The organism is Rothia nasisuis (assembly GCF_928381405.1).
Lineage (GTDB): Bacteria > Actinomycetota > Actinomycetes > Actinomycetales > Micrococcaceae > Rothia > Rothia nasisuis.
In genome coordinates, this window is the sequence record NZ_CAKMSB010000017.1 from 1 (window position 1) to 25,529 (window position 25,529).

Genomic DNA, 25,529 nt, shown 5'->3' on the forward strand with positions numbered 1-25,529 from the left:
GTGGCTTTGGGCCACGTGAGGATCCCTGGAGATGATGGGGTTGATAGGCCAGGTATGGACGCGGGGAATTCCTGTGGAGTTGACTGGTACTAATGGTCCGAAGGCTTACATTTTTCTAGGTATGTTTGTTGTTTGCGTCCGCTGTATGGTTTTGAGATAACAACCCACTGGGTTGTATCAGACACTCTGATAAAGCGAGGGGTCTAGAGCTAACGCTCTAGACCCCTCGCTTTTTGTATCTAAAACCACTTTTTCTAAAAATAGAACAAATATTATATATTGTGCGGTTAGAAACGCCTCTCTAGCCCAGCCCGTAGAATCGGACTATGACACTCACAGCACAAGAAGCACACACCTGGTTCAGAGCTGCCGGGGCCCCGCTGGTTATCCCTGCACGAGAGCGTGCTCGGTGGACCCTCGCTCGTTCTGCCCCGCTTTCTGCCTGGCTCATCGTTTGTTCCTTCATCTACCTTGCTTTGCTGTTGGGTCTAACCCAACTTGATGTCGAGGCGCAGGAAGGAGGTGTACCGGCAGACGTGCCAGATAGCGTCCTGATACCCATCTTTATTGCCCTGACCCTGGTGCCGCCCCTGCTACTGCTGGTTGTGCCCTGGGCGGTATCTCGTCTACTGGTCTCTCTGTCTTTCTGGCCTCAAACCCTCATTGGTGCACTGCTTCTGCCACTGGCGGGCTTCTCGATGCTGCCTCAGACTGCCCGCTGGGTGGGTCTGGCAGATATTGCTGATGCCTTTGCGGCCAGTGATGTGCTGTGGATTCTGGGGGCCATGCTCTTGGCTGTCTATCTGGGCTTGGATTCCCTGTGCTACTGGGCTCTTCGGCAGATTTTGAAGGAGATGGCTACTCTTTTTAGCATGGTGGTCAAGGTGCTGCCGGTGCTCATGATTGCCGTGCTTTTCTTCTTTGTGAACGGTGATATTTGGCGTGTGGCTACTGCTCTGAGTATGCAGCGTACTATGCAGGTGGTCTCTGTGCTGGTAGGGTTGAGCCTGCTGGTTGTCTCATCGACTGTGTCGGAGAAAACCCGCCGCCTGTTGGGCGCCCGCAAGGGGGATAAGGTTGAGGAGTTCACGGAGGACGAGTATGCGGGGGCCGCGGTGCAGGCCGGTGGTTGTTGGCCCCAGGAGCTTAAGGGGCTCCCCTCAGCCAATCTCAAGCGCCCCGCTAACTTCGGGTGGGGCGAGTGGAATAACCTGGTGTTTCTGCCCATTGTGGTGCAGATGATTCAGGCTCTGCTCTTTGCCGGGGTCGTTTTTCTGTTTTTCGTTTGGTTTGGCACGATCGCTATCCCTGATGCTACTATCACGAACTGGTTAGGGGTTGAGCCCAGCAAGGTGACCCTGCTGGGTGTGCAGTTCCCTTTCACGGACGTGCTGGTAAAGGTGTCGATGGTGCTGGGGGCTTTTGCTGCCCTTAACTTTGCTGCGCAGACCAGTGCGGACTCCCGCTACGCCGAGGAGTTCTTGGAGCCTGCCATTGGCCATGTGCGCCACACGGTGATAATCCGCAACATCTATCGGGCATCGTGATCCCGGTGTTTTTGTGTTGCTACGTCTCATTTTATTTGTAGGTGTGCCTGTACATCGTCAAGGGTGCCGTGCGCATTGAGCAAGGGAGAGTGCGTAACGCCTAACATGACTAAACCTCTAGAATTATCTTCTTGAAAAGCCTCAGTGACCAAACATGACCTTGTAGGCCAGAAAGAACATGAGGGCGGCTATACCGGCATCGAGTAAGCGCCAGGCACGTGGGCTGGCAAAAATCGGGCGCAAGAAACGGCTACAGGAGGCTAGGAGGATAAACCAGATGGCGCTACCTGCTACCGAGCCCGCATAGAAGAGCCAGCGGTAATCCCCCTGTTGAGCGGCAATACCGCCAATAAGGACGATGGTGTCGAGGTAGGCGTGAGGGTTCAGATAGGTCATGGCCGCAGCAATCAGCAAAGCCCTGGTTAAGGTTTGCGGGCCGGTGATACTCGTAGAGATTTTCATGGACGAAGGGCGCAGTGCCCGCCTGGCAGCCATCAGGCCGTAGACCAGTAAGAAGAGGCCGCCACCCCAGCGTAGTACCTGCAATACCCAGCCGTAGGAGTCAGCCAGGGTACCCATGCCGAGCACACCCAGGCCAATCAAAAAGGCGTCAGAGATAATGCAGAAGAAGGCAATCGGCCAGACAAATCTACCGATGAGACCCTGTTTGAGCAGGTAGGCATTCTGGGCCCCTATCGCCACAATCAGGGAAAGTGAGGTGCCGATACCGAAGAGGAGATGGGGCAAGGTTTCTGAAAGGGTCATGGGAATTAATCGTAGACGGCCAGCAGTAATAAAACCATTTCATGAAACTGAAATAGCATAAGATATACTTATGATGCGTTTTACGACCGACCAGCTCCAGACCTTCGTCACGGTGTTTGAATACGGCACCTTTGACGCTGCCGCAGACATCCTTGGGGTCAGCGCATCGGCTATCTCCCAACGCATCAAAGCCATGGAGCAGCTGGCCGGACGAGTGCTACTCAAGCGTACTAACCCGGTGGAACCCACAGAGCCCGGGCAGGCCGTCCTGCGCATCGCCCGGCAGAGTGAGTTTCTGCACGCTGAAATGGAACGTGAACTTGACGGGGGTGAAGAGGGGCAGAGTGTTGCTGTGGCCGTCAATGCCGATTCTCTGGCTACCTGGTTTCTCGATGCTGTCGCCCAGTTGGCTGGCGAAGATCGCATCTTTTGCGACGTGCGCCGTGAAGCTGAGTATCACTCGTCCGCCCTGTTGCGCTCGGGTGAGGTGATGGCAGCGCTGACCTCCAGCCCCGAGTCAATCCCCGGGTGTTCGGTTGAAAGGCTGGGTCACGTGCGCTACCTGGTGGTGGCCTCACGGCCCTACCTGGACCGCTATTTTCCCGACTACCCGCAGGTGACCGCTGGGAACCTGGCTGCTGCGCCCGTGGTGGAGTTTGACCGCAAAGACTTTGGGCTGGCCTCTGCCCGCGGCCTGCTGATAGAGCAATTCGACGTTGACGGGGCCACCTGGGGAGGCTCGCCCACTATCTACCTGCCGAGTTCACCTGACTATGCACGTGCCGTGCTGGGTGGTATTGCCTGGGGTATTCTGCCTGAGGCTCAGGCTGCAGAAGCTCTTGCGGCGGGGGAGCTGGTGCAACTTACCCCTGAGCCTGTCGATGTTCCTCTCTACTGGCAGCGATGGAATATCAGCTCGCCAGTTTTGGCTCGCCTGAGCGAGCGGGTGTACGCCGCCGCTGGTAAGGGTGTGTTGCGCTAGGGGAGCTTCTCTGACAATTTTCTGCGAGACCGCTTGCACCATAAAAACTTTACATGTAAAGTAATGACTGTTGTAAACAAACGTATCGCTAGAAAGGCACAATCATGGCAGAACTCACCGCAGGTAGCTGGAACTACGACTCAGCACACTCAGAAGTCGGCTTCACCGTGCGCCACGCAGGTATCACCAAGGTGCGCGGCACCTTCGAACAGGTTGACGCCCAGCTGACCATTGCCGAGAACATTGCAGACTCCACCATCAAGGCAGTAGCCCAGATTGCATCAGTGAACACCAACAACGCTGATCGCGACGGCCACCTGCGCAGCCCCGAATTTTTCGATGCAGATACCCACGCTGAGATGACCTTCGAATCCACCTCCTTCAAGCTAGAGGGCGAAGACCTCACCGTAGCTGGCAATCTCACAATCAAGGGCGAAACCCAACCCGTTACCTTTGCAGGCGAATTTACCGGCGCCGTCGTCGATGCCTTTGGTGTAACCCGCGCAGGTGCGTCACTCACCGCCACTATCTCCCGCAAAGACTTCGGTATCACCTGGAACGCCGCTATCGAAGCCGGCGGCGTCCTAGTCTCTGACAAGGTCGTCATCAACCTCGACGTAGCCTTCACCGCCCCCGAAGCCTAAAGACTTCCGGCGGCGAGCCGGTTGATTCAGTTCTACCGAACTGAATAGGTGTTGTGTAGCTGAGCCCTCTCCTGCTCTACAGTAGGTGAGGGCTCAGTTTTTTAAAGAGAAGGGAGGCCTGTGGTCAGCTTCATGAATCGGCACCAGGTAGCGCTTTACCTACTCGCCCTTGCGGGCGGGGTGGTAGCGTCCTTTGTGCCGGGGGTAGCAACACTGGCTCAGCCGCTCATTACTCCTGCCCTGAGCTTTCTTTTACTGGTGACCTTTCTGAGCCTTCCCCTACGCGGCCTGCTGATCCCGAAACAGGCGCCAGGCTTAACGGCCGCCCTCGTGTTGCTGAACTTTCTAGTAGTGCCGCTCATCACCGCAGCTCTGGTGCTGGTGCTGGCGGTACTGGTGCCCGAACTGCCTGACCTGTTGCTCTTTACCGCTGCTCTGGTACTCCTGGCACCCTGCATTGACTATGTGGTAGCTTTTGCCGCAGCTGCCGGTGGTGCCAGCGACCGCCTGCTGGCCCGCACTCCGCTTCTCTTGCTCACTCAGTGTGTGCTGGTCCCGGTCTGGATTCTCATCTTTAACCGTGCAGGTGTGTGGAACCGTGAGCTACTGGCTAGTAGGGCGCTCTGGAACTCCCTACCCGAGGTTGGGCTGGCCCTGGCTGTAGTTGTAGTGCCACTAGCACTTGCCGCTGTGGTGCAGGGTATAGGGCCGAAGGCGCGGAGTGTTACAGCCCGACTGGCTGAGGCCGTCATGGTGCCCGCGATGCTACCGGTACTGTTTCTGACGCCGGCTGCTCATGCTGCCCACCTGACTCACTGGGCACTCTACCTTCTACCTCTGGCCTCTATATATACCTTATTCGCTATATTAATGTGGGGTCTTTCACGGCTTCTGCTACCGCGCTACGGCTCTTACCTGAGCACGGCTGAGCAGACAGTTGCAACCTTCTCTGCGGTCACACGGAATGCTCTAGTGGTTCTGCCGATTGTGCTGGGTCTGAGTGCCGCAATGGGTGGCACAGCCGGTGCTTCGCTCATGCCCCTGGCTGTTCTCACTCAGACACTGGTAGAACTCCTCATACTGACCCTCATGGTAGCCGTCTACCGTAACCAGCTGAGCGCGCCCTCTAGCCCGCGATAGCCTGCCAGATAAAGTAAATTGCCACGGCTGCAACCACACCCACAAGAGCCCACCGGCGTAATCTGGTCTCAAAACGGGCGGCTTTGATATCAGCGCGCTCATCTAGCTTCTCGTGGGGGTCAACCGGAGCCAGGTTCGATGGGTTGGTCACCTCGGGCTTCTTGCCCTCAGGCCCGCCCTGGGTGGGGGTATCGTTAGGCATATCTACCGCCAGCGGGTAGTCATGATTAAGCCAACCATCATAAAACCAATACCGATGCCGATATTCCAGTTGCCAATGCCCGGCACGGGGTAGACCGACTGGGTGATATAGAAGATGATAATCCAGAAAATACCGATGAGGATCATGGCGAACATGATGACGCGGTACCAGAGGGGAGTGGGTGAGGGAAAGTCCTCATCACTGTGCATGGCTTCAGCCACACGGCGAAGCTCCGCCTCTTCAAGATCTTCATCGCGAATCGACTTCGAGTCAGCCACTTATTCCTCCAGATGCCCAGGGCAGCACGCGCCGAGCGGGTTCACAAAAATTACAGTTAGGGACGGTTTTAACCGTAGCACCTCAAAAAGTTCTACCATGAATAAAGCCCCAAAACCTGCCCCATGCCGAGGTGAAATGTGACCATAAAAGCCGGGCGCTCCATGCGCCACCGAGCTACACCCGCCCCGACCAGCCGAACATCCCTACAGTGGATTATTTACATTGTGGGAGAGCTCCTCATCACTGCGGGGCTTATCTTGCTCCTGTTCGTGGCCTGGCAACTCTGGTGGACCAACATTGACGCCAACCGCACCCAACAGCAGGCCGTTGACAGCCTGATTCAAGAATTCAACTCCTCCAGCACTTCCGCAGGGGGCACAGACGGGCAGGGGGCACAGACCGGCACAGCCAACGCTGCACCTGACTATGACCCCACCACCCCGCCGGTGGTGGCTCCGCCAGCCTACGGCCAGGCCTATGGTGTGGTCTACATACCCCGCCTCGGTAGCACCTATGCCCGCCCCCTTGCAGAAGGCGTAGGCACCGACGTACTCGATACCCTAGGTCTGGGCCGCTACCCCACCACCCAAATGCCCGGAGAAATGGGCAACTTTGCTCTGGCTGGTCACCGCCAAACCAACGGGGCTGTGCTCGATAACATCGACCTACTACAAGAGGGCGACAACATCTATATACGCACAGCGGAGGGCTACTACACCTACCGTGTTTACGAGCACAAAATCGTGCTCCCTACCCAGGTGGAGGTCATCGCCCCCGACCCTGATAACCCCGGCGCGCCCGTCTCTGAAGCCAACCGCCGCCTGCTCACCCTCACCAGCTGTCACCCCCGCTACGGCGACACCGAACGCTACATCGTCCACGCAGAATTCGTCAGCTGGCAACCCGGTGACGCAGGCCCACCAGAAGAAATAGCCGCTGTCGCCAGCTAGTTGCCCCTCACCCCTACCCGTAAGGAACCCGCCCATGTATGCCTGGATTTTTCGCCACCTGCCCGGACCGCTCTGGCTGCGTATTCTTATCTCATTGGCTCTGATTGCACTGGCAGTTTACCTGCTGATGGAATATGTCTTCCCGCACTTTGCCGAATACAGCCCCTTCAACACCGATGTGACCATCGAACAATAGCTCAACCAGGCGCCCCTACCTGCTCAGCGGATGAGCGTTCACCAACCGGGTCGAATCGCCCTGCGATAGAATCAAATCACCACCACGAAAGGCAGGCGCTATGACCACGATTCTCGTCATCGACAACTACGACAGCTTCGTTTTCACCCTGGTTGGCTACATTCAGCAGCTGGGTGCAGAAACCACTGTGATTCGCAACGACGAGCTAACCCTTGACGAGACCATCGCCCTAGCTCAAAACCATGACGGTGTACTCGTCTCGCCCGGCCCCGGCGCACCTGCCGACGCCGGCGTCATCATTGACACCATCTCCTGGGCCGCCGAAACGCACAAGCCCTTGCTGGGTGTGTGCCTGGGGCACCAGGCCATCGCTGAAGCCTTCGGCGGTACGGTTGGGCACGCCCCCGAGCTTATGCACGGTAAAACCTCGCAGCTGGTACACACCGGGTCATCGGTCTTCAAGAACCTGCCCAGCCCCTTTACCGCCACCCGCTACCACTCACTCGCAGTGGACCCAGACACCCTGCCCGAGATTCTTGAGGTCACCTCACGCACCGACAGCGGCATCATCATGGGGCTGGCCCACAAGAGCGCCCCTATGCACGGGGTGCAATTTCACCCCGAATCGGTGCTCACCGAAGGCGGTTACCTTATGCTCGGCAACTGGCTTGAAGAGGTGGGGCTTACTGGAGCCGCAGCCCGGGGTGCCGCTCTCTCACCGCTGATTGAACCGGCAGCCTAGATTTGCCCAAAACCCTGTAAGGGGTCACAAAGGCCACCCGTATCAGCAAAAACCGCAGTGAGGCCGCCCCGTTAACGGGGGCGGCCTCACTGCGGTTTAGAGGCGCTCAACCCTAGTCATCGTTGCCATTCCCTGAGGCACTGGGCCGGGCGCTGGGAGCGGCGGACTGCGAAGCCTCAGCACTCGGCTCAGCGGCGGGCTCACTGGGGGTCGCTGTGGGCTGAGCGCTCCGGCTGTTGGACGGGGCAGGCGTTGGAGCCTGCGTTACCACGGGGGCCGCAGCCACACGAATCGTGATAGTGGAGCCCTGCTCCACTAAGGTACCAGCGGCTGAACTCTGCGAAATCACGGTGCCAGCGGGCTGGGAGCTGGTGGTTACGGTCTCGATATCTGTGCTGAGCAGTGTATCGGGAGCGGTTAGGGCCGCAATAGCGCTGTCACGGCTGAGGCCAATCAGGTTGGGAACCTCAACCTTGCCGTTAGAGAGCACAATATCAACGGTTGAACCCGCCGTGGCTTCTTCTCCGGAGCCGGGGTCAACAGCTACAACCATGCCCGCAGGTATGGTGGGGCTAGTAACCGTGGTAGTGCGGCCGGGTACAAAACCAGCCGTAGTCAGGGCTTCGCGCACATACTGCTCACTCTGGCCCTCCAGGTTGCCAGGGACGGTGAGCACAGACGGACCAGATGATATGGTCACCACAATCTCAGTGCCCTCTTCAGCCTCAAGACCTGTGGCAGGGGAGGTCTTAATAACCGAGCCCTTCTCAATGGTATCGGAGTGCTCTTCCTCAAATTTAAGGGGGAAATTCAGGTTGCGCAGCTGGGTCTCAGCCTCAGCCTTAGGCAGGCCCTGAACAGCGGGAATCACGTGTACAGGCACCCTGTTGAGTTCAGCCTGGTAGTAGAGAACGGAACCCACACCAAAAGCGGCCAGTAGCACGATTAGCAGGGTGGTCAAAGCCTTGCCCCAGGCGCTACGCCTGCGCTTCTTACGCGCCTGCGCCCCGGCGGCGTCCTGACCGTAACCGTAACCGTAAAGCTCCTCGTCGGTGTACTCTGCCTGGGCGTTATCAAAGAAACTGCCGAGCTCTGCCTCTTCGGTTTCCCGTGCGGGAGTGGCTACAGCAGTTACCCCAGTTCCCCCTACCAAAGCAGCGGTGTCAAAGGCCGCTGTAGCCTCAGTTGGATCACTCTGATCAGTAAGTATGCCACTTTCGGCATCCTTGAGGGCGGCTGCAAACTCGGTAGCGCTCTGATAGCGTTCAGCGGGATCCTTAGCCAACCCCTTCAGAACAACAGCATCCAGAGTAGAAGAAATTTCTTCTGCTGCAAAAGCACTCGGCGGCTGAGGAATCTCGCTCAGATGCTTACCTGCCAGCTCCACGTTGGTGGGAGCGTCAAAGGGTGAGCACCCTGCCAGCATCTCATAGATGACGCAGGCAGCCGAGTAGACATCACTACGGGCATCCACGGTCTCGCCGCGAGCCTGCTCGGGAGAGATGTAACGGGCCGTGCCCATGACGGTGTTGGCCTTGGTCAGCGCGTCCCCGGCCTCTTCAGCAGCACGGGCAATACCGAAGTCCATGACCTTGATCTGGGCGGGCTCACCCAGGCTACGATCCTCATCGGTTTGAGGCAGAATCATCACGTTCGCGGGTTTGATGTCGCGGTGAATGATGCCAGCAGAGTGGCTGTAATCTAATGCCTCAAGAATTTGCGCACCGTAAGCGATAGCCCGTGCCTGATCGACTTCACCGTTCGACATGGCCTCCCGGAGCGTAGTGCCGCGCACCAGCTCCATGACCATGAAGGGCACAGCGACCTCGGCGCTGCCTACACGCATGTTGAACGAGCCGGTATCGTAGACACCCACGATAGAGCGGTGGTTAAGTGCCGCTACGGCCTCAGCCTCACGCTGAAAACGGGCGCGGAAAATAACGTCCTGAGCGTGCTCATTCCGCAGAACCTTGAGAGCAACCTTGCGCCCCAGGCGGGTATCAACCGCCTCGTAGACGGTCGCCATCGCGCCGGAGCCGATAACGGCTCCAACCTCGTAACGCTGATCGATAGTTTCAGGAACCTGCTGGTCCATGTGTTCACCCATCATTTCCGGTGGAGTTTAGTTACCGCCAGCATCAGCGGTCGGTGACGCTGAGGCGGTGGCTGACTGGGATTCTGAAGCGCTGGGCTGGTCGCTAGCGTCTGCCGCTGCAGGGGCACGAGCTACGTAGACATCGACGCTACTTCCCACCTCGACGCGCGACCCCGAGGTAGGAGAAGTACGAAGCACGGTGCCTTCGGCTGAGCTGTTGCTTTCTTCAAAATGAATCTGCACGTTCACGCCCAGAGCGGTAATTGCCCTAATAGCCTCTTCGGAGTCTGTACCCTCCAGATTACTGGGTAGGGTCACAGATTTGGGGCCGGTGGAGTACTGCACAGTAATGGTTTCGCCCACTTCCACACTGCCAGTTGGCGAAACGGAGAGTACAGTATCGACCTCGGCATCAGAGGTCACCCCGGTGGTGCGGGTAGAGAACCCGGCCGCAGTGAGCTCGTTGACCACCTGATTGAGGGGGCGGCCCTCGTAGGTGGCCGAGTCGATATCGATGCGGGTGGGCTCGCTGCTGGTGGCAGTAGCCTCAGTTGTGGCCGACGCACTTGCAGTAGACACTGTTCCCGCAGCGGTTGGCGTGGGGTCTGCCGGGCTGCTACTGGAACCGCTGTTACCGGCAACTATAAACCAAACTACGGCAGCAATGAGTAGCAGGGCTAGAATCAAAGAGACCCAGCCCCACGGGCTTTTCTTCTTAGGCTTAGAGCTGGCCGCAGGCGGTGTAACTACCGTGGTTGCGTTAGGGACGCGGGCAGTTGTGGGTTCAGGCTCGTAGCGGGCACCGGAGCCGAATTTAGCCGCTACGGGCGCTACCACGGTGGGAGCGGTCATCACCTGAGTGGCCTGCGTGTCTGCTCCCTGGGGCAGGAATTTGTTCAGGGCAGGAACAGCCTTAATGGCTGCCGGGATGTCACGGCGACGAACCGCATCAATCGCTGAGGCCAGCGCTGTAGCGGTATCTGGGCGGTCGGCAGGATCCTTGGAGAGCAAGCACATGATGAGCGCTGCGGCGGGGGCCGGAACGTCATCGGGCAGAGGTGGGGGAGGGTCATTGACCTGCGCCAGGGCAATGGCAATCTGGGATTCACCCGTGAAGGGGCGCTTACCTGCCAGGCACTCGTAGCCAATCACGCCCAGGGAGTACATATCAGAAGACGGTGTAGCCTGCTGGCCGGTGGCCTGCTCAGGGGCAAGGTATTGGGCGGTACCCATGACCTGCCCGGTAGCGGTGAGCGGAACCTGGTCAGCTAGCCGGGCGATGCCGAAGTCGGTTACTTTGACCCGCTCGTCCGGGGTGATAATCAGGTTGCCGGGCTTGACGTCACGGTGAACCAGGCCCTGAGCATGAGCTGCAGCTAGGGCCCGGGCGGTCTGCGCCATGATGTTGAGAATACGGTCAGCAGGTAGCCGCCTATCGTGCTCGATAATGTTCGAGAGCGGTTCACCGGGAACCAGTTCCATGACCAGGTAGGCAGAGCCGTCCTCTTCACCGTAGTCAAAGACGTTAGCGACGCCCGGGTGATTCAGCAGGGCGGTATGGCGGGCCTCAGCGCGGAAACGCTCCAGGAACCCAGGGTCGCCCGTGTACTCCTCTTTCAGAATTTTGACAGCGACAATTCGGCCCAGCACTTTATCGCGCGCCTTCCAGACCTCGCCCATACCGCCAATTGCGATACGCTCGGTCAGGGTGTAGCGACCACCGAGAGTCACATCTACCGAAGGCCTCACTTGTTCAACACCGCCTCAAAAAGTTCTTTACCCGCAGGAGCAGCAAGCTGTGCCCCTGTTGTGACGTCTACCCCTTCATAGACTACCGCTATAGCTATCTGTGGATCGTCAGCCGGTGCGAAACCGGTGAACCAGGAGTTATTCAGCCCCGTGTCACCAATTTCAGCTGTACCCGTCTTGCCGGCTACCTTCACACCGCTCACCGCAGCGCCTGAGGCGATGCCGTTATCCACACCGTTCACCATCCAGTCCGTTACCTGGTTGGCTACGTCAGCGCTGGTAGAGCGGCGTAGCTCCTCAGCAGAGAACTCGTAGAGCGAACTGAGATTGTGCGATTTCACCGACCGAATCAGGTTGGGTTTCATCTGCACACCGTCATTGGCAATTGCCGCGCTCATCATGGCAACCTGCAAAGGGGTGGTCTTCACATCGTACTGACCAATAGCCGCCTGTGCTAGCTGGCTGTCTTCCATGTTGGTAGGGAAGACGGACTGCGACACGCTCAAAGGGATCTGTAGGTCTTCTCCGTAGCCGAAATTGCTAGCAGTCCGGGCGATGGCGTCCTGCCCTAAGTCCATAGCAACCTGCGCGAAGGGGGTATTGCACGACTGAGCCAGCGCCCACTCAAGCGTAGCTGACGTGCGGGTGGAACATTGGCCGCCGGTGTAATTGGGTAGCGTGACGTTCGTGTTCGGCAGGGCCAGGTTCTGTGGGTTGGGAAGCTCTGAATCGGCGTTGTACTTACCTGACTCTAGGGCCGCGACCGCGTCAATAATTTTGAAGGTTGACCCCGGCGCGTAGGTATCACCGGCAATCGCGCGGTTATAGAGCGGGTGATCCGGATCCTGGTTCAGCGCTGAGTACTGGGCGAGAACCGAATCAGCCTTGTGCGACGAAAGAGTGTTGGGGTCGTAGGACGGGGTCGAGACCATCGCCAGAACTTCACCCGTCTTGGGGTTGAGAGCTACGATAGAGCCCTTATGGCCGTCTAGCAGGTTGTAAGCCAGTTGCTGTAACTCGGCGTCAACGGTGAGTTCCACGCTTGCACCGGCAGCTGTGCCGCCGGTAAACATCTGCGTCAAACGGTCGTAGAACTGGGCGTCAGAGGTACCCGAGAGCTGCTCGTTCATTGCTGACTCCAGACCCGTTGCCCCGTAAACCGATGAGAAATACCCGGTCAACCCCGCATACTGTTCAGGCTGTGAGTAGGTTCGCTGAAAGGCGTAACCGTCGTTAGACTCTACCGATGACGCAATCTCAACACCGTTCACCACAATAGAACCTCGTTGCGAACCGTAGCTCTCGTAGAGGTTACGCGAGTTCCAGGCATTGGCCTGCAAGGTCTTGGCCTCAAAGAACTGAATGTAGGTTAGGGAGCCCAACAGCAGCACAAAGACGCTGGCTGCAGCCACCCATGCCTGACGAATCGCTTTATTCACTGCGAGTACCTCCTGGACGGCTGGTTTCGGTAATTCGCGAAATTACGGACGTGGCCCCCTCAGGCTCGTAGCCGTCGTAGTCGATGCTATCGCTGGCATCGAATTCTTCAACGACGTGCGGGGCGCGGGCGGTATGCGAGATGGCCAGCAGAATCGCTACAATCACCCAGTTCGACAGGAGCGAGGAGCCACCTGCTGACATGAAGGGGGTGGTCAGGCCGGTCAAGGGAATCAGACGAGTCACACCGCCGATAACAACGAAGAGCTGAATCACAAATAGAGCCGAGAAACCGGCTGCCAGCAGTTTACCGAAAGTATCTGGGGTGCCCAGTGCCGCGCGGAAACCACGCGATATCAGCAAGAGGAAAAGCATGAGAATGGCACCCAAACCGAGCAACCCCAGCTCTTCACCCAGGGCGGTGATAATCATATCCGAGTTGGAATACGACACCAGGTCGGGGCGGCCGTTGCCCCACCCGCGTCCAAATAAACCACCGGAGGCCAAACCAAAAAGCCCCTGCACAATCTGACCTGACCCGCCCAACGGCTGGTTATAAACCTCAGGGTCAAAAGCGTGGGTCCAGGAGTTAATGCGGAAGTAGACGTGCGAGATATAGTTGTAGGCTAAGAAGCCACCGGCCACAACAAAGAGCAAGCCCAGGGCTACCCAGGTGAAGCTGCCGGTAGCCAAGAAGAGCATGGCCAGAAAGATGCCGAAGAAGAGAATAGCCGAACCCAGGTCACGCTGAAAAACTAGCACAGCCAACGATAGGAACCAGGCGATGAGCATGGGCGCTAGATCCTTGAACCGCGGCAGACGAACCGGGCCAATGCGCTTACCCGCCAGCATAATCAAATCACGGTGCGTCGACAGGTAGCCCGCGAAGAAAACAGCCAGGGTAATCTTGGCGATCTCGCCGGGCTGGAAGGTGCGGCCGCCCACCGAAATCCAGATACGCGCACCGTTAATCTCGGTACCAATGACGGGAAGCAGAGGGAGGACCAGTAGCACCAGCGACGCAACCAACGAGATGTAGGTGATTTTGCGCAGTGCCCGGTGGTCACGCAGTAAGAAGAGCGCCACGGCAGCAGTCAGCATAGCCAACCCCGTCCACATGAGCTGAGCCCCACCGGCATTCGCTGAGGTAGTCAGGTCAATGCGGTAAATCATGGCCAGCCCTAGCCCATTCAAGGCCACCGAAATTGGCAGAATAAACGGGTCAGCGTAGCGGGCACGGGCATACAAAACCCCGTGGAGCACCAGGGCGCCGATACCCTGCACTGTGAGGGCCTGTAGCCACATGCCGTTGTCAAGAGCGCTCTCAGCATCCACCAGATACATAGAGGCCGGGCATAGGGCCACCGCCAGAATCGTCAGCATCAGCTCCGTTAAACGACGGGAGCGTGGCAGCTCGCCCTGTAGAGGGGCAGTACGTGCACTCATCAGTTACCTCCCTGGGCTGAACTCGGTGACGGCTCGGGGCTTGGGTTAGCGCTCTGGGCGCCTGAGGCCTCCGGGGTCGGTGGCGCTGTGGTTACGGTTCCCGGGGTGACCTGAGACGGCAGCTGGTCGCGCAAGTTTTGCACAATCTGCTCGGCCTCCTGCTCACTGCCAGCTGTAATAGTGCTTCGCAGCAGCGATTGCGAAAAATCCGGTAGCGACGTGACCTCAATATCGGTCTCGTCAACCACCGTGTGCAGGTCTATGGGCCCCAGTGACTGGTTTATACCGTTGAAAACTGCCACACGGTCGTCCTTGATTCCCACGTAGTACTGGGTTTTGGTCCACGAAAAGAAACTCCAGACCGTTGCCGCCACCACCGCCAGGGTGAGCGCAGCGACAAAGATGCGCATGGGCCAGCGGTGCGGTGAAGGGGGCACCTGAGAGCTGAGAGCGGCCCGGTACTCCTCGGGGAGCTCCGCGGGCTCCAGGGTCTGGGTGGTCTGCTGCTGTGACAGCGTGGTCAGGTTCTTGGCAGTCCGGGCCGTTACAGCCGGAATCATGCCTGTTTGAGTGGCGTTGGCTGCCGCTCCTACCAGGTGGTGAGGGCGCTCCGAAAGCTCCTGACGCAGGAGGGACGCCGGGGTCGGCTCCGGCCCGTCATCACCGACTGCCTCCGGCGCGGCGTCCACACCTGCCTTGACCGTCATTGCGTTGAGCACACCATCAGTGAAGGACTCACCGCGCCACTTACCGTGGCGCAGGGCGTTACGCATCTTGGCGTGATCGGGCATACGGCGGCGCCAGGGGGCCTTGTGCTCCCCGGCGGCCCCGTGCTCGGTGAGAAGATCACGCGGGGCCTCGTGCTCGGCCGCATCGGCCTCTTGCTCAACTGTAGGGTAGAGCCCCACTAGCTCACCGTGCTCCCCGTACCTGCGTACCGGGATGATGGGCTGCGGGGCGGTAATCGCCGCAGATAGTGACTCCTCCGCAATCACCTGCAAGGCCACCACCGTCACGTTGTCGGGGGCTCCGCGCTCCAGGGTCAAATCGGTTAAAGTGTCAACCACCTGCTGTAGGTCGCCGGTTGAACGCATGACCGCCTCAATTTCATCGACCTGCACCACGGCGTCCAGACCATCAGAACTCAGCACCCACTTTTCACCCACCTGTGCATCTAGGGTGCGCAACTCAAGCTCCGGGGAGGCATCTACGTCACCCAGAACGCGCATAATTACGTTCTTGTGGGGGTGGGCTTCGGCCTCCTCGGGGCTGATACGCCCCTCTTGTAGGAGGCGCTGCACAAACGTGTGATCGGTAGTGACCTGCTCAAACACCCCACCGCGCAGGCGGTAGGCGCGCGAATCGCCGATGTGTGCCAGTTCAATCTGGTTACCGTCGATGAGCAGGGCTGTGCAGGTTGTGCCCATACCGGCCAGGCGCGGGTTCAGCTCCACCAACTCATTCATAATGATGTTGGCGTTCACAATTTCGTCGGCCAGATATACGCCCGCTGTGCCGCTGAAACCGGCGTGGTCAAGCGGGGTCAAATCAAGAACAGTGGTTGCCGAGGCAACATCGCCTCCCACATGCCCGCCCATACCGTCAGCCACCACAGCTAGGTAGTGACCGGCATAGCCAGAGTCATCGTTCTTTGACCGTACCCGCCCAACGTCAGAACGGGCGGCAAAACGAAAAGCGATACTCATGCACTAGGCTTTCAGCTGCATGGTCGTGCGGCCCACGCGGAAAGGCTGATTAGCGTCAAGCGGGGTGGCGCGGGTCAGGCGGGTTTCACCCACAAAGGTGCCGTTCGTTGAGCCCATGTCTTCGATGAACCAGCGGGAACCCTGCGGGAAGAGGCGCGCGTGGCGGCCAGACGCGTAATCATCCTGCAAGGAAACCTCAATGTCGGTTGCGCGCCCCAGGGTCACCGGTGTGTCACCCAGACGCATGGATGCACCCGCTTGAGGCCCGTCCAGCACTACCAGCACTGACGGCCGTGTCGGGGGAGCAGGGGTCGCGGGGGATGCCGGTGCACCCTCCTGCCCTGCCTCAATCTGCGAGGGAGCTACACGCACATTGCGCCCTACACCCAGGTCACGGCGTGCAGCGGCCAATACCATAAACACAAAGAGCCATAACAGGGCAAGAAAAGCGAAACGCAACACCGTCACGGTGATTTCAGATGCCACAAGCTACCCCTTACGAACCATCAGACGGAAAACAATACGTGCGCGGCCCATCTCAATCACGGAACCGTTACGTAATTCAGCGCGGCCTTGCAGGCGGCGGCCATCAAGGTAGGATCCATTCGTTGACCCTAAGTCAACTGCCAGGTAGGTACCCTCCTGCTGCACAATCTCCAGGTGCCGGCGTGAAACACCGGTATCTTCAACCGTGATATCAGCGTTTGACCCTCGACCGAGTGTCACTGGCAGATCACGCACCACGAAACGTTCACCGTTGACCTCGAGCACTACCTGCGGCTTTGGTGCCGGGGCGGCCGGTTCTGGCGGGGCATAGTTGGGTGCGGAGCGCGTAATGCGGTTCGGTAGGGACGCCGGCGCTGCAGCCGGGTAGGGGGCGTCAGCAACCTGCCGGGGCGAAGCCGGGGCGGGAGTGCCTTGCGGTGAGGCCATATTTTTCACCGAACTGCTGATCTGGAAATCGTCAGCCTCAAGATCGTCTGCTCTCTCAAAGGTGACGCGCACGGCGCCGCGGAGTGAGTACCCCTGCGTGCGCGCATGGCGCACCACCACGTCGCACAGCTCTTCGGCCAGCGGCACGCCCCACTGCTGGGCCCGAGAAAAGTCAGTGGGAGCAAACTGTACGGTAAAAATGTTGGGCGCTATCGTGCGGCCCTCTGCCACAGAGAACGCCTGGTCATCCATTTCGGTACGCACCCGGTTGGCGATGTCAACCGGTTCAAACGAACCGCCTTTGCTGAAGGTACCACGCACGGCCTTCTCCAGGCCCTGTTCAAGTCTGTCAATGAAACCCATGCTTGCCTCCTTCAACCAATACAACCGGGTGTACCCTACCGTCTGCGCGGTGAGCACACAAACAGGGGCTCTGCGCACGGTAATCACATAGTCTAGACCTCCAGTCTAGTGGATAACCGCAAAAAGACCCCCAGAAAAGCTGGAAAAGACCTGCTTCAGAGGCTTATCTACAGGGTTTCCAGCCCCGTCTGCTGGCGCCTGCTCGGCCTGCTCACCGCTGCGACCAATTCACCAACTGGCTGGTGAACTTACCGGGTACGAGCAGCTCACCTCAGCTGGTTCACACGTGTTTCTGTTCCGCCTTCGACAGACTGTGCTTGTGACTGATGCCATTGTTTTCTTGGTTGGACATCTATTCGGCGCTATGTGTATAGTTGTCTTCGTTGCGCGTGCGGTAGCATGCAGTAAACAATGCGCAAGTGGCGGAATTGGCAGACGCGCTGGCTTCAGGTGCCAGTGATCGCAAGATCGTGGGGGTTCAAGTCCCCCCTTGCGCACAGCGAAGAGAAACCCGTTTTCCCTAGTGAGAGCTAGGGGAGCGGGTTTTTTCGTGCCCCAAAATGGCCCCGCCACGTAAATACCACGTAAATTTATTGAGCAACGTACCGGCGCGGGCAACAGCTAGGCGGGGCTGTGCCTACGGGCTGCTGGTTTATGCCTCTCAGATTAACAGGGGCAGCAGGGGGCAAGGTATCAGGAGCGGCGGGGTGTAGCCCAGTGTTCTAGCTGGTGGGTTATCTGCTCAAAGGTAAGGGCGTGCTCTGCTACCTGGATAACGAACTGGGCTTGCTGATTATCTTCTAGCTCCTGTGAGGGTAGAAGATCCCAGCCGTTCAGGTATAAGAACGAGACGGTGCGGGTGTAGGCGGTGCGTTTATTCCGTCCGTAAAGGGGTGATTCTGTACTAGCGCCTCTAGGAGGGCTGCGGCCTTGTTGAAAATGCCGGGGTAGAGTTCGTGCCCTGCGTAGCCCGTGGTGGGGCGGGCTAGCACGCTTTCTAGTAGGTGTTCCCCGCCCGGTTTAAGGTGCTGGCCAGGCGCTAGGCGGGCATACACCGCCAGGGGTTGCGCAAGGGTTATGTGTTGCACGGGGTGGATTAAAGTCGGTTTACACTGCTGCGCATGAAGACGCCGCGCGTAAAACGCTCACCGAGTTCGAGTCCTCACCTTTGGGGCGGAAGTACCCATCGTCGGTCGCGACGTGGGCGAATGCCTGGGATTGGTTTACACCGTTTTTGCAGTTCCCGCCGATGCTGCGCAAGGTGATTTACACGACGAACTCGATTGAGTCGTTGAATTATCGGTTGCGGAAGGTCACGAAGAATCGTGGTCATTTCCCTTCGACAGGCGCGGCTGTGAAGCTGCTGTGGTTGGCGATTTGTACTATCGAGGACAAACGCGCAATCGAGCGGCAGAAAGAACGAGGCAAACCTGCCGGGTAGCTCAAAGCCTCTGGCCGGTTGGTTGAGGGACAGTCTGTGACGAACTGGAAACAGGCGCTTGCCCAGCTGGCTGCGGCATATCCTGACCGGGTTACTCCCTATGTGTAACCACCTTGCTTACATAAACAACTTGACACGCTCCACCTGACAAAGGGCTATCTTTTCAAGGACCGCCCATCTGTGAACTCTACCGCCCGAGCACTAGCATCAACCGGCAACCCCTGTGCACACAACTGCTGAACCCGCTCACGACGCACTGCATTCCCATTCACGTAAACCACTCGTCTACCTGGCACCACAGAAACTCCTCTGATAATATTCAAAGGTAAGCATTTCTTAAATCACTAGTGGTGCTGTAATCCGCACGCACTTAACTCTGGTGCATAACCCCGTTTCTTGTATCCCTTAAAAAGGATTTCCTCGACTATTATGTTCCGGTCTCAAAATAATAAGCTCCGCACCCTCTGGCTGGTCCTCTCAGTCGCCCTCGCCGTTGTAGCCCTTTTCGGCGCAATGCGCTGGATCCCCGTAAGTGGTAACAGCACTGGACTCCTGTGGGCCATTTTCGCCCTCATGGCCGTGCAGTCTTACTTCCTCTATAAGGAAGGGAAGCGGTCCTAGCAGACAACAAAAATCCCGCACTCCCCTTCCTCGATTACCCTCTTCCCAAGCAAAGTGAGGGAGGGACTGTCAGATAAACGGTGTAAACCCACAACAAATCTAGCGACCAGCCTGATATGTACTGGGTTTAGTTCTGTGGTGCTCCCCAACGCCAGCGTCCGGCTAGGCCCACAGGCCAATCAGGCGTAGCCACACTACGCCCACCCCACCCCAGAGCACAATATTGGCAATCGAAGCCAAGAAGCTAACCTTGAACCACTCGGTCGTTGGCACATAACCCGAACCATAAATCACGCCCGCCGGACCCGAAGCGTAATGGGTCAGACCACCAATCAGGTTGCCAGCAAACCCCAGCATCAAAGCAGCAAACAGGGCAGGGGCTCCTGTAGCAATAGCAGCAGCTAAAAAGACCGAATACATAGCCACAATTTGAGCAGTGTTTGAGGCAAACAGGTAGTGCACGTAGAAGTAAACCAAGAAGAGCACAGCAAAGGCAGCAGGCCAGGGCATGCCGCCCACCAAATTACTGACGGAATCCCCAATCCAGCTGATAACACCCAGGGTATTGAGGTGCTCAGCCATAGCCACCAGCACCGAGAAGAAAATTAGGGTAGACCAGGCACCGGCATTCTTAGCCATATCGTTCCACGTCAACACTCGCGCAACCAGCAAAATGGCAATACCTAAAAACGCGGCAGAAGTGGGGTTCACACCAACCGCCGAGCCAAAAACCCACAGCGCCAGAAGGAGCACAAAGGTAACCGCCATAACCCACTCCCCACGAGACATGGGCCCCGATTCGCGGAGCTGCTCGCGGGCATGGGCGGGCGCATCGGGGGTGCGCTTCACCGTGGGCGCATAAATCTTCATCATAATCCAGGGCATAGACACCAGCGCAATCAGACCGGGCACCAGGGCACCGAGCGCCCAGGTACCCCAGCTGATATGGACGCCCTGCTTCTCAGCGAACCCCACAGCCAAAGGGTTCCCTGCCATCGCGGTAACAAACATGGCCGAAGTAATAGTGTTGACCTGCACCGCAGTCAGGGAGAGATAGGAGCCCAGCCTGCGGCGTGACTCCGTGCTGGTGGGTTCAGACTCGTTGACCACTGACAGGGATCTCACAATCGGGTAGACCACGCCGCCCGCACGAGCAGTATTGGAAGGCGTTGCAGGGGCCAGCACCAGGTCGGTGAGAGCCATACCGTAGGCAAGACCCAGAGATGACCTACCCAGCATAGACACGAAGACCAAGGCGATACGCCGCCCCAGCCCCGTAATCAAGAAGCCGTCCGCAATAAAGAAGGCCGCAACAATCAGCCAGATAGTGGGATTCCCAAACCCGGTCAGAGCTTCATCTTTGGCCGTCATTGTTCCGGTCATCATGGCCGCTGCAAGACCGATAAGGGCTACCGAGGCAGTAGGCAAGGGCTGCAAAATCAGGCCCAGAATAGTGCCCGCAAAGATACCAGCCATGTGCATACCCCTGGGGTCAACCCCCTCGGGTGCCGGTGTGAAGAAAAGGACGAGAGTGACCGCTAGAATCGCCGCAACCTTGGCAATCATCACAGAGCGCTCACGGTGCACCGAAGCCCCGTTCTTCCCGGTGTGAGAGCTTGCGTGTGTGGGCATAATCCCTAGTCCTTACGAAAAACGGAGCGGGCACGCTCCCTATTGACTGCGGCGATAGCTGAGAGTGGAATACCCGCTGGGCACGTGATGGCACATTCGCCGTACACCGAGCAGGGCCCAAAATGCGCGTCGGTCTCTGTAAGCAGGTTCTTAGCGCGGGTAGACCGCTCAGCCTGGCCCTGAGGCAATATAGACAGGCTCTGCAACAAAGAGCCCGCATAGAGGTTGGCTGACCCATTAGGGCAAGCGGCTATACAGGCGCCGCAGCCAATGCAGGCAGAGAAATCTAGCGCCTTCTCAGCGCGGTCATGCCCAATCGGCACCGTGTCAGCATCCGCTGCCGTCCCCGCATCTACAGAGACGAACCCGCCTGCACGAATCACATCGTCCAGAGCAGTGCGGTCAACCACTAGATCGCGCACCACGGGGAAGGCCTCAGAACGGAAGGGCTCCAGCCGCAACCTGTCGCCGTCCTTGAAAGAGCGCAGGTGCTGGCGGCAGGACGGGGTGTTGGGCACCGGCCCGTGCGGCTGATCGTTAACCGTGATACCGCAGGTACCGCAGATACCCTCACGGCAGTCAGACTCATAAGCGATAGGCTCCCGCCCCTCAGAGACCAGCTGGTCATTGAGATAGTCGATGAGCTCCAGCAAAGACATCTCCTCGTAGGCCCCGGTAACTGTGTAGGTCTCAAAGCGGCCCTCACCCTGGTGCGGGTCCTGCCGCCATACCTCAATTGTAAGTTTCACTTGTAGTTCCTCGTCTCTAGGGTGATGTCCTTGAACTCCAGGGGCTCCCTATGGCGCAGGTAGCCGCGCCCGGCGTCCTTCTCCCAAACGCTCACAAAGCACCACTCGTCATCGTTACGCTGAGCTTCACCCTCAGCTGTCTGATACTCCTCACGGAAGTGGGCGCCCGCTGACTCCTCGCGATCCAGGGCATCCACACACATGAGCTCGGCCATCTGCAGGTAGTCCTCAAGGCGGCCCGCCCGCTCTAGCTCCTGGTTGAAGGACTCCGCAGCCCCGGGGATGAACAGGTCACGGTAGAAAACTTCGCGCAAGTCACGAATCTTGCGAATGGCCCGGGTCAGCTTCTCTTCATTCCGGCTGACCCCGCATCCCTCGTAAAGAACCTCACCCAGTTGGGCGTGAATATGCTCTGCCGGGGTTGAGCCCTGAATTCCAATGAGACGGTCAACGCGCTCCTGAACCTCGTGCACAGTCGCGGTCACTGCGGGGTCATCGGCACTGAGCAACCCTTCACCCAGGTGGCCTGCCAGATAGTTAGGAATTGAATAGGGCAGGGTAAACCAACCATCCACACAGGCAGACAGTAGCGAATTAGCGCCCAGGCGGTTGGCGCCGTGATAGCCCCACCCGGCTTCACCACCCACAAAGAGACCCGGTATGTTGCTCATCTGGTCGTAATCCGTCCAGAGGCCGCCCATAGCGAAATGGGCCCCGGGGGCAATACGCATGGGCACCGTATGCGGGTTCTCGCCCGTAGCATCACGGTACATCTCAAAGAGGTTGCCGTAGCGCTCGTCCAGCACTTTCACACCCAGGCGCTCGCGGGCGTCCGCAAAATCCAGGTAGACCGAGTTCTTCAGCGGCCCAACTCCGCGCCCGGCTTCAATCTGCTCGCGGGCAGCGCGAGAGGCAATGTCGCGCGGGGTCAGATTGCCGTAGGCCGGGTACTTGCGCTCCAGGTAGTAGTCGCGCTCGCTCTCAGGAATCTCGTGGGGCGCGCGCTCGTCGCCGGGGCGCTTGGGCACCCAGATACGGCCGTCGTTGCGCAGCGATTCAGACATGAGCGTCGTCTTGGACTGCCAGCGGTGGCTAATCGGCAGAGCGGTGGGGTGGAACTGAATATAGGAGGGCGAAGCGAAATAGGCCCCACGGCGCACGGCCCGCCAGGCGGCGGTCACGTTGGAGTTCTTAGCCAGGGTGGACCTATGGAAGACATTGCCGTACCCGCCGGTCGCCAGCACGACTGCGTGGGCGGTTTCAGCCCTCACCTGCCCGGTTTTCAGGTTGCGGGTGACGATGCCGCGGGCAGCACCGTCCTTGATAATAAGATCAAGCATTTCTTCGTGGGTGTGCAGGGTGACGGTTCCCGCAGCAACCTGGCGCTGTAGAGAGCGGGAGGCTGAGACCTGCAGCTGCTGGCCGGTCTGCCCCCGGGTGTAGTAGGTGCGTGAGACCTGCACCCCGCCGAAGGAGCGGGTGGTGAGCTGGCCCCCGTACTCGCGGGCAAAAGGAGCCCCGATAGCGTTCATATGGTCAATGACGCGCACGGACTCTTCGGCCAGGCGGAACACGTCAGCCTCTCGCCCCCGGAAGTCACCGCCCTTGACGGTGTCTTTGACGAAGCGGTGGATGGAGTCGTTATCGACCTTGCGTGCGCGGGCCGCATTGATGCCGCCCTGGGCTGCAACAGAGTGGGCGCGGCGGGCGGCGTCGTGAATGGTGTAGGCCGAGACCCGGTAGCCCAGCTCGCCCAGAGCTGCGGCACAACCGGCTCCGGCCAAACCGGTTCCCACCACAATCACCTTGAACTTGCGGCGGTTGAGGGGAGAGACCAGCCTGTATTCGTCGCGGCGGCGGGCCCAGGCGGTGGCAGGATCGCCACCGGGAACCTTGCCGTCAACATCGTGGGAGTAGGAGATAGTGGGTTCTGACATGGTTTCTCCTAGTCAAGAATACCGGTGAGGACTGCGATGGGGATGGTGATATTGCCCAGCATGACGACCAGCCCGTAGAGCCCTGCGATAAGAATCAGCCAGGAACGAGCTTTCTCACCCACGGTGACACCGAAGTCGTGCACGGCGGCCCAGAGCCCGTGAGCTAGGTGCAAGAAGAGAATGACCATAGCTGCCATGTAGAAGAAGGCCACCGCAGGGCGTTGAAAGCTGGCTATCAGATTCTCGTAGGCGAAGCTAGCTGCCGGGGAGCCGTGATGGAAAGATTCGGGGGCTACAGCTACCCCGGCGGTTAGGTCGAGGATGTGGAAGATGATAAAGAGCAGGAGCACCAGGCCTGTGACGGGCATGGTACGGGCGGTGAAGGAGCGATACCCACGCAGGCCACGGCGTTTATATTTGCCGCGTGCCTTTCTCGCTCGGGAGCTCAGAAGCACCGCGCAACCTACGTGCCCGATGAGACACAGCAGTAGGACGATGCGGAATACCCAGAGGAAACCTTCGTAGGGGAAGAGAGGTTCGAAGAGGGTGCGTAAAAAGAGGGCGTAGTGGTTGAAAGCCTCCGGGCCCATGTAGACCTTGAGGTTGCCGTACATGTGCACGAGCACGAAGAGCGCAAAAATGACGCCGGTGACCGCCATAATGTATTTTGCAAGGACGTTGGAAACACGCGGTGGCTTGGACGGTTGGGTGGACTCAGGGGCTGGGGCAACTGTGGTGGCCATATGTATTCCTGTGGTGGGTGCGCGACTGAGGGCGTAACGCCTGTGCAATCTGCCGGGTTACCCTCAGTCTTCCACTCTTGCGCGGCAAGGGGGAACTGCCCCGCGCCCTTACGGGTTTTATGTTGGTTCGTTACGTTTTGTCGGTTTTTACCCTAACCAAGAGCTGGTTGAACGCTTTGTGAAGCGGGAGTTGTTGCCAGTGCGCCCTGAAACCCCCGCAAGACGCGTGAGACCGCGGTCTCAGGCGTCAGGGCGAGGGGGCTGACCGTTTAGTGGTGCTTCTTGCCGGGCAGGAAGTGCATAATACCGGCAATGATGCCACCCCAGATGAGGCCAATCACCATGGAGCAGAAGGTATTAATCAGCCAGGCTGCCGCTCCACCCAGAGCGGGCAGGTGGTGACCGTACTCCTCAAGATGGTGCACGAACTGGTAGGGGGCCTCCCACCAGTGCATGTCGTAGAGACCCAGCAGAATAATGTGGCCACCTACCCAGAGCATGGCGAAGGTGCCGACCACAGAAATAACGTTCATGACCACAGGCATAGCCTTGACCAGTCCCAGACCAAACTTCTGCGCCCCGGCAGACTCACGCTGGGCCATGGCCAGGCCGATGTCGTCCATCTTGACCAGCAGGCCCACGGCACCGTACACCAGAATGGTAATGCCGATACCGACCACAGCCAGAATGGCGGCGCGCGACCAGAAACCCTCAGAAGCGACCTCGTTCAGAGCAATCACCATGATTTCAGCGCTCAGAATAAAGTCGGTGCGCACAGCGCCCGAGATGATCTTCTTCTCGGCATCCTCACCCTGCACTACGGCGGGCGCCTCTTCCTTGGCATGCTCCTTCTTGGAGAACATCTCGATGACCTTCTCGGCACCCTCAAAGCAGAGGTAGGTGCCGCCCAGCATGAGCAGGGGAGTAAGTAGCCAGGGCAGGTACTGACTCAACAGCAGGGCCGCAGGGAGAATAAAGAGCATCTTGTTGCGCAGGGAGCCCATCGCAATTTTCTTGATGATGGACAGTTCTCGCTTGGGCTCGATATTGCGCACGTACTGCGGGGTGACGGCGGCGTCGTCCACAACGACGCCTGCGGCCTTGACGCTAGCGCGGCCTGCCGCTGCCGCCACGTCATCCACGCTGGCCGCAGCCAGCTTGGCTAGGGCGGCGACGTCATCGAGTAGGGCGGCTAAACCACCTGCCATAGGAATCTCCTCAAAACAAAAG

At 58.7% G+C, this 25,529-nt stretch carries 24 protein-coding genes, 1 tRNA gene and 1 pseudogene; 10 read left to right on the plus strand and 16 right to left on the minus strand.

Translation table 11 applies throughout. The annotated features are described in order from the left end of the window. Nucleotides 1-326 precede the first annotated feature (326 nt). Nucleotides 327-1,547 carry a hypothetical protein gene (locus L6966_RS11000; RefSeq protein WP_237233386.1) on the plus strand — a complete coding sequence of 407 codons (1,221 nt, stop codon included), beginning with the start codon at nt 327-329 and terminating at the stop codon, nt 1,545-1,547. A 141-nt stretch (nt 1,548-1,688) separates the two neighbouring features. Here L6966_RS11000 and L6966_RS11005 read toward each other — a convergent pair whose 3' ends face one another. Next, nucleotides 1,689-2,312, minus strand: coding sequence for a LysE/ArgO family amino acid transporter (locus L6966_RS11005; protein WP_083092284.1), 624 nt, complete (start codon nt 2,310-2,312; stop codon nt 1,689-1,691). Nucleotides 2,313-2,382: 70 nt separating this feature from the next. On the opposite strand from L6966_RS11005, the gene L6966_RS11010 reads away from it, so the two are divergent. The 3 genes from L6966_RS11010 (at nt 2,383) to L6966_RS11020 (ending at nt 5,078) form a co-directional block, all read left to right on the plus strand. Beyond that, nucleotides 2,383-3,294: an ArgP/LysG family DNA-binding transcriptional regulator gene (locus L6966_RS11010; protein WP_083092286.1), complete on the plus strand. Its 912-nt coding sequence runs from the start codon at nt 2,383-2,385 to the stop codon at nt 3,292-3,294. Nucleotides 3,295-3,398: 104 nt separating this feature from the next. Continuing rightward, nucleotides 3,399-3,938, plus strand: coding sequence for a YceI family protein (locus L6966_RS11015; RefSeq protein ID WP_083092288.1), 540 nt, complete (start codon nt 3,399-3,401; stop codon nt 3,936-3,938). Between the two features lie 132 nt (nt 3,939-4,070). Continuing rightward, nucleotides 4,071-5,078: an arsenic resistance protein gene (locus tag L6966_RS11020; protein ID WP_237225289.1), complete on the plus strand. Its 1,008-nt coding sequence runs from the start codon at nt 4,071-4,073 to the stop codon at nt 5,076-5,078. Here L6966_RS11020 and L6966_RS11025 read toward each other — a convergent pair. Together L6966_RS11025 and L6966_RS11030 are read right to left on the minus strand one after the other, a co-directional pair. Then, nucleotides 5,065-5,280, minus strand: a complete 216-nt coding sequence (locus L6966_RS11025) for a hypothetical protein (protein ID WP_083092293.1) — start codon at nt 5,278-5,280, stop codon at nt 5,065-5,067. The genes L6966_RS11020 and L6966_RS11025 overlap by 14 nt on opposite strands. A 2-nt stretch (nt 5,281-5,282) precedes the next feature. After that, a complete protein-coding gene (locus tag L6966_RS11030; protein WP_237225291.1) occupies nt 5,283-5,558 on the minus strand; it encodes a cell division protein CrgA in 276 nt (91 codons plus the stop codon). 162 nt (nt 5,559-5,720) lie between these two features. Here L6966_RS11030 and L6966_RS11035 point away from each other — a divergent pair, with 162 nt between their 5' ends. The 3 genes from L6966_RS11035 to L6966_RS11045 all read left to right on the plus strand — a co-directional run bounded on the left by L6966_RS11035 (nt 5,721) and on the right by L6966_RS11045 (nt 7,447). Continuing rightward, nucleotides 5,721-6,509 (plus strand): class E sortase, encoded by a 789-nt coding sequence (locus L6966_RS11035; protein ID WP_237225306.1) that lies wholly within the window; start codon nt 5,721-5,723, stop codon nt 6,507-6,509. Nucleotides 6,510-6,543: 34 nt separating this feature from the next. Then, on the plus strand, nt 6,544-6,705 hold the full coding sequence (locus tag L6966_RS11040) for a hypothetical protein (RefSeq protein ID WP_180377875.1): 162 nt from the start codon (nt 6,544-6,546) through the stop codon (nt 6,703-6,705). A 100-nt stretch (nt 6,706-6,805) separates the two neighbouring features. Then, nucleotides 6,806-7,447, plus strand: coding sequence for an aminodeoxychorismate/anthranilate synthase component II (locus tag L6966_RS11045; protein WP_083092298.1), 642 nt, complete (start codon nt 6,806-6,808; stop codon nt 7,445-7,447). Between the two features lie 112 nt (nt 7,448-7,559). Here the strand turns inward: L6966_RS11045 and pknB are convergent, their stop codons facing one another. The 7 genes from pknB to L6966_RS11085 are packed head-to-tail and all read right to left on the minus strand — an operon-like array spanning nt 7,560 to nt 17,176. Beyond that, nucleotides 7,560-9,542, minus strand: coding sequence for a Stk1 family PASTA domain-containing Ser/Thr kinase (gene pknB, locus L6966_RS11050; protein ID WP_237225292.1), 1,983 nt, complete (start codon nt 9,540-9,542; stop codon nt 7,560-7,562). Between the two features lie 27 nt (nt 9,543-9,569). Further along, entirely contained in the window at nt 9,570-11,291 is a 1,722-nt protein-coding gene (locus tag L6966_RS12120; protein WP_272878621.1) for a protein kinase domain-containing protein, read from the minus strand. Further along, nucleotides 11,288-12,730 carry a peptidoglycan D,D-transpeptidase FtsI family protein gene (locus tag L6966_RS11065; RefSeq protein ID WP_083092305.1) on the minus strand — a complete coding sequence of 481 codons (1,443 nt, stop codon included), beginning with the start codon at nt 12,728-12,730 and terminating at the stop codon, nt 11,288-11,290. The genes L6966_RS12120 and L6966_RS11065 overlap by 4 nt, the downstream gene beginning before the upstream one ends. After that, nucleotides 12,723-14,174 (minus strand): FtsW/RodA/SpoVE family cell cycle protein, encoded by a 1,452-nt coding sequence (locus tag L6966_RS11070; protein ID WP_237225298.1) that lies wholly within the window; start codon nt 14,172-14,174, stop codon nt 12,723-12,725. The genes L6966_RS11065 and L6966_RS11070 overlap by 8 nt, the downstream gene beginning before the upstream one ends. Further along, entirely contained in the window at nt 14,174-15,880 is a 1,707-nt protein-coding gene (locus tag L6966_RS11075) for a PP2C family protein-serine/threonine phosphatase (RefSeq protein ID WP_237225300.1), read from the minus strand. The genes L6966_RS11070 and L6966_RS11075 overlap by 1 nt, the downstream gene beginning before the upstream one ends. 3 nt (nt 15,881-15,883) lie before the next feature. Continuing rightward, the gene (locus tag L6966_RS11080) at nt 15,884-16,366 is read right to left on the minus strand and encodes an FHA domain-containing protein FhaB/FipA (protein ID WP_237225301.1); all 483 of its coding nucleotides are present in this window, start codon (nt 16,364-16,366) and stop codon (nt 15,884-15,886) included. Between the two features lie 3 nt (nt 16,367-16,369). Then, a complete protein-coding gene (locus tag L6966_RS11085) occupies nt 16,370-17,176 on the minus strand; it encodes an FhaA domain-containing protein (protein WP_237225303.1) in 807 nt (268 codons plus the stop codon). Nucleotides 17,177-17,589: 413 nt separating this feature from the next. Here L6966_RS11085 and L6966_RS11090 point away from each other — a divergent pair. Then, nucleotides 17,590-17,673: transfer RNA gene (locus tag L6966_RS11090), tRNA-Leu, on the plus strand. A 336-nt stretch (nt 17,674-18,009) separates the two neighbouring features. Here L6966_RS11090 and L6966_RS12285 read toward each other — a convergent pair. Further along, nucleotides 18,010-18,264, minus strand: coding sequence for a Fic family protein (locus tag L6966_RS12285; protein ID WP_369127134.1), 255 nt, complete (start codon nt 18,262-18,264; stop codon nt 18,010-18,012). An 8-nt stretch (nt 18,265-18,272) separates the two neighbouring features. On the opposite strand from L6966_RS12285, the pseudogene L6966_RS11095 reads away from it, so the two are divergent. After that, a pseudogene (locus tag L6966_RS11095) lies at nt 18,273-18,725 on the plus strand (transposase); the annotation flags it as partial. A gap of 321 nt (nt 18,726-19,046) precedes the next feature. Then, nucleotides 19,047-19,238 (plus strand): hypothetical protein, encoded by a 192-nt coding sequence (locus L6966_RS11100; RefSeq protein ID WP_237225100.1) that lies wholly within the window; start codon nt 19,047-19,049, stop codon nt 19,236-19,238. Nucleotides 19,239-19,400: 162 nt separating this feature from the next. Here L6966_RS11100 and L6966_RS11105 read toward each other — a convergent pair whose 3' ends face one another. From L6966_RS11105 to L6966_RS11125, 5 genes are all read right to left on the minus strand, one after another. Further along, nucleotides 19,401-20,870 (minus strand): anion permease, encoded by a 1,470-nt coding sequence (locus tag L6966_RS11105; protein ID WP_419721896.1) that lies wholly within the window; start codon nt 20,868-20,870, stop codon nt 19,401-19,403. A gap of 5 nt (nt 20,871-20,875) precedes the next feature. Further along, the gene (locus L6966_RS11110) at nt 20,876-21,619 is read right to left on the minus strand and encodes a succinate dehydrogenase/fumarate reductase iron-sulfur subunit (protein WP_083092337.1); all 744 of its coding nucleotides are present in this window, start codon (nt 21,617-21,619) and stop codon (nt 20,876-20,878) included. Continuing rightward, entirely contained in the window at nt 21,616-23,556 is a 1,941-nt protein-coding gene (locus L6966_RS11115) for a fumarate reductase/succinate dehydrogenase flavoprotein subunit (protein ID WP_237233387.1), read from the minus strand. Before L6966_RS11115 ends, L6966_RS11110 begins: the two co-directional genes overlap by 4 nt. Before the next feature lie 8 nt (nt 23,557-23,564). Next, nucleotides 23,565-24,299, minus strand: a complete 735-nt coding sequence (locus L6966_RS11120) for a succinate dehydrogenase cytochrome b subunit (protein ID WP_237233388.1) — start codon at nt 24,297-24,299, stop codon at nt 23,565-23,567. Nucleotides 24,300-24,568: 269 nt separating this feature from the next. Beyond that, a complete protein-coding gene (locus L6966_RS11125; RefSeq protein WP_237233389.1) occupies nt 24,569-25,507 on the minus strand; it encodes a DUF808 domain-containing protein in 939 nt (312 codons plus the stop codon). Nucleotides 25,508-25,529: the final 22 nt, after the last annotated feature.

Bases quoted from the DNA above. Each gene is read 5' to 3' on its own strand.
- L6966_RS11015 (WP_083092288.1), top strand. From the start codon at position 3,399: ATGGCAGAACTCACCGCAGGTAGCTGGAACTACGACTCAGCACACTCA.
- L6966_RS11115 (WP_237233387.1), bottom strand. From the start codon at position 23,556: ATGTCAGAACCCACTATCTCCTACTCCCACGATGTTGACGGCAAGGTT.
- L6966_RS11120 (WP_237233388.1), bottom strand. From the start codon at position 24,299: ATGGCCACCACAGTTGCCCCAGCCCCTGAGTCCACCCAACCGTCCAAG.
- L6966_RS11085 (WP_237225303.1), bottom strand. From the start codon at position 17,176: ATGGGTTTCATTGACAGACTTGAACAGGGCCTGGAGAAGGCCGTGCGT.
- L6966_RS11105 (WP_419721896.1), bottom strand. From the start codon at position 20,870: ATGCCCACACACGCAAGCTCTCACACCGGGAAGAACGGGGCTTCGGTG.
- L6966_RS11025 (WP_083092293.1), bottom strand. From the start codon at position 5,280: ATGCCTAACGATACCCCCACCCAGGGCGGGCCTGAGGGCAAGAAGCCC.
- L6966_RS11125 (WP_237233389.1), bottom strand. From the start codon at position 25,507: ATGGCAGGTGGTTTAGCCGCCCTACTCGATGACGTCGCCGCCCTAGCC.
- L6966_RS11035 (WP_237225306.1), top strand. From the start codon at position 5,721: ATGCGCCACCGAGCTACACCCGCCCCGACCAGCCGAACATCCCTACAG.
- L6966_RS11070 (WP_237225298.1), bottom strand. From the start codon at position 14,174: ATGAGTGCACGTACTGCCCCTCTACAGGGCGAGCTGCCACGCTCCCGT.
- L6966_RS11010 (WP_083092286.1), top strand. From the start codon at position 2,383: ATGATGCGTTTTACGACCGACCAGCTCCAGACCTTCGTCACGGTGTTT.
- L6966_RS11020 (WP_237225289.1), top strand. From the start codon at position 4,071: ATGAATCGGCACCAGGTAGCGCTTTACCTACTCGCCCTTGCGGGCGGG.
- L6966_RS11075 (WP_237225300.1), bottom strand. From the start codon at position 15,880: ATGAGTATCGCTTTTCGTTTTGCCGCCCGTTCTGACGTTGGGCGGGTA.
- L6966_RS11005 (WP_083092284.1), bottom strand. From the start codon at position 2,312: ATGACCCTTTCAGAAACCTTGCCCCATCTCCTCTTCGGTATCGGCACC.
- L6966_RS11045 (WP_083092298.1), top strand. From the start codon at position 6,806: ATGACCACGATTCTCGTCATCGACAACTACGACAGCTTCGTTTTCACC.
- L6966_RS11000 (WP_237233386.1), top strand. From the start codon at position 327: ATGACACTCACAGCACAAGAAGCACACACCTGGTTCAGAGCTGCCGGG.
- L6966_RS11100 (WP_237225100.1), top strand. From the start codon at position 19,047: ATGTTCCGGTCTCAAAATAATAAGCTCCGCACCCTCTGGCTGGTCCTC.
- L6966_RS11040 (WP_180377875.1), top strand. From the start codon at position 6,544: ATGTATGCCTGGATTTTTCGCCACCTGCCCGGACCGCTCTGGCTGCGT.
- pknB (WP_237225292.1), bottom strand. From the start codon at position 9,542: ATGGACCAGCAGGTTCCTGAAACTATCGATCAGCGTTACGAGGTTGGA.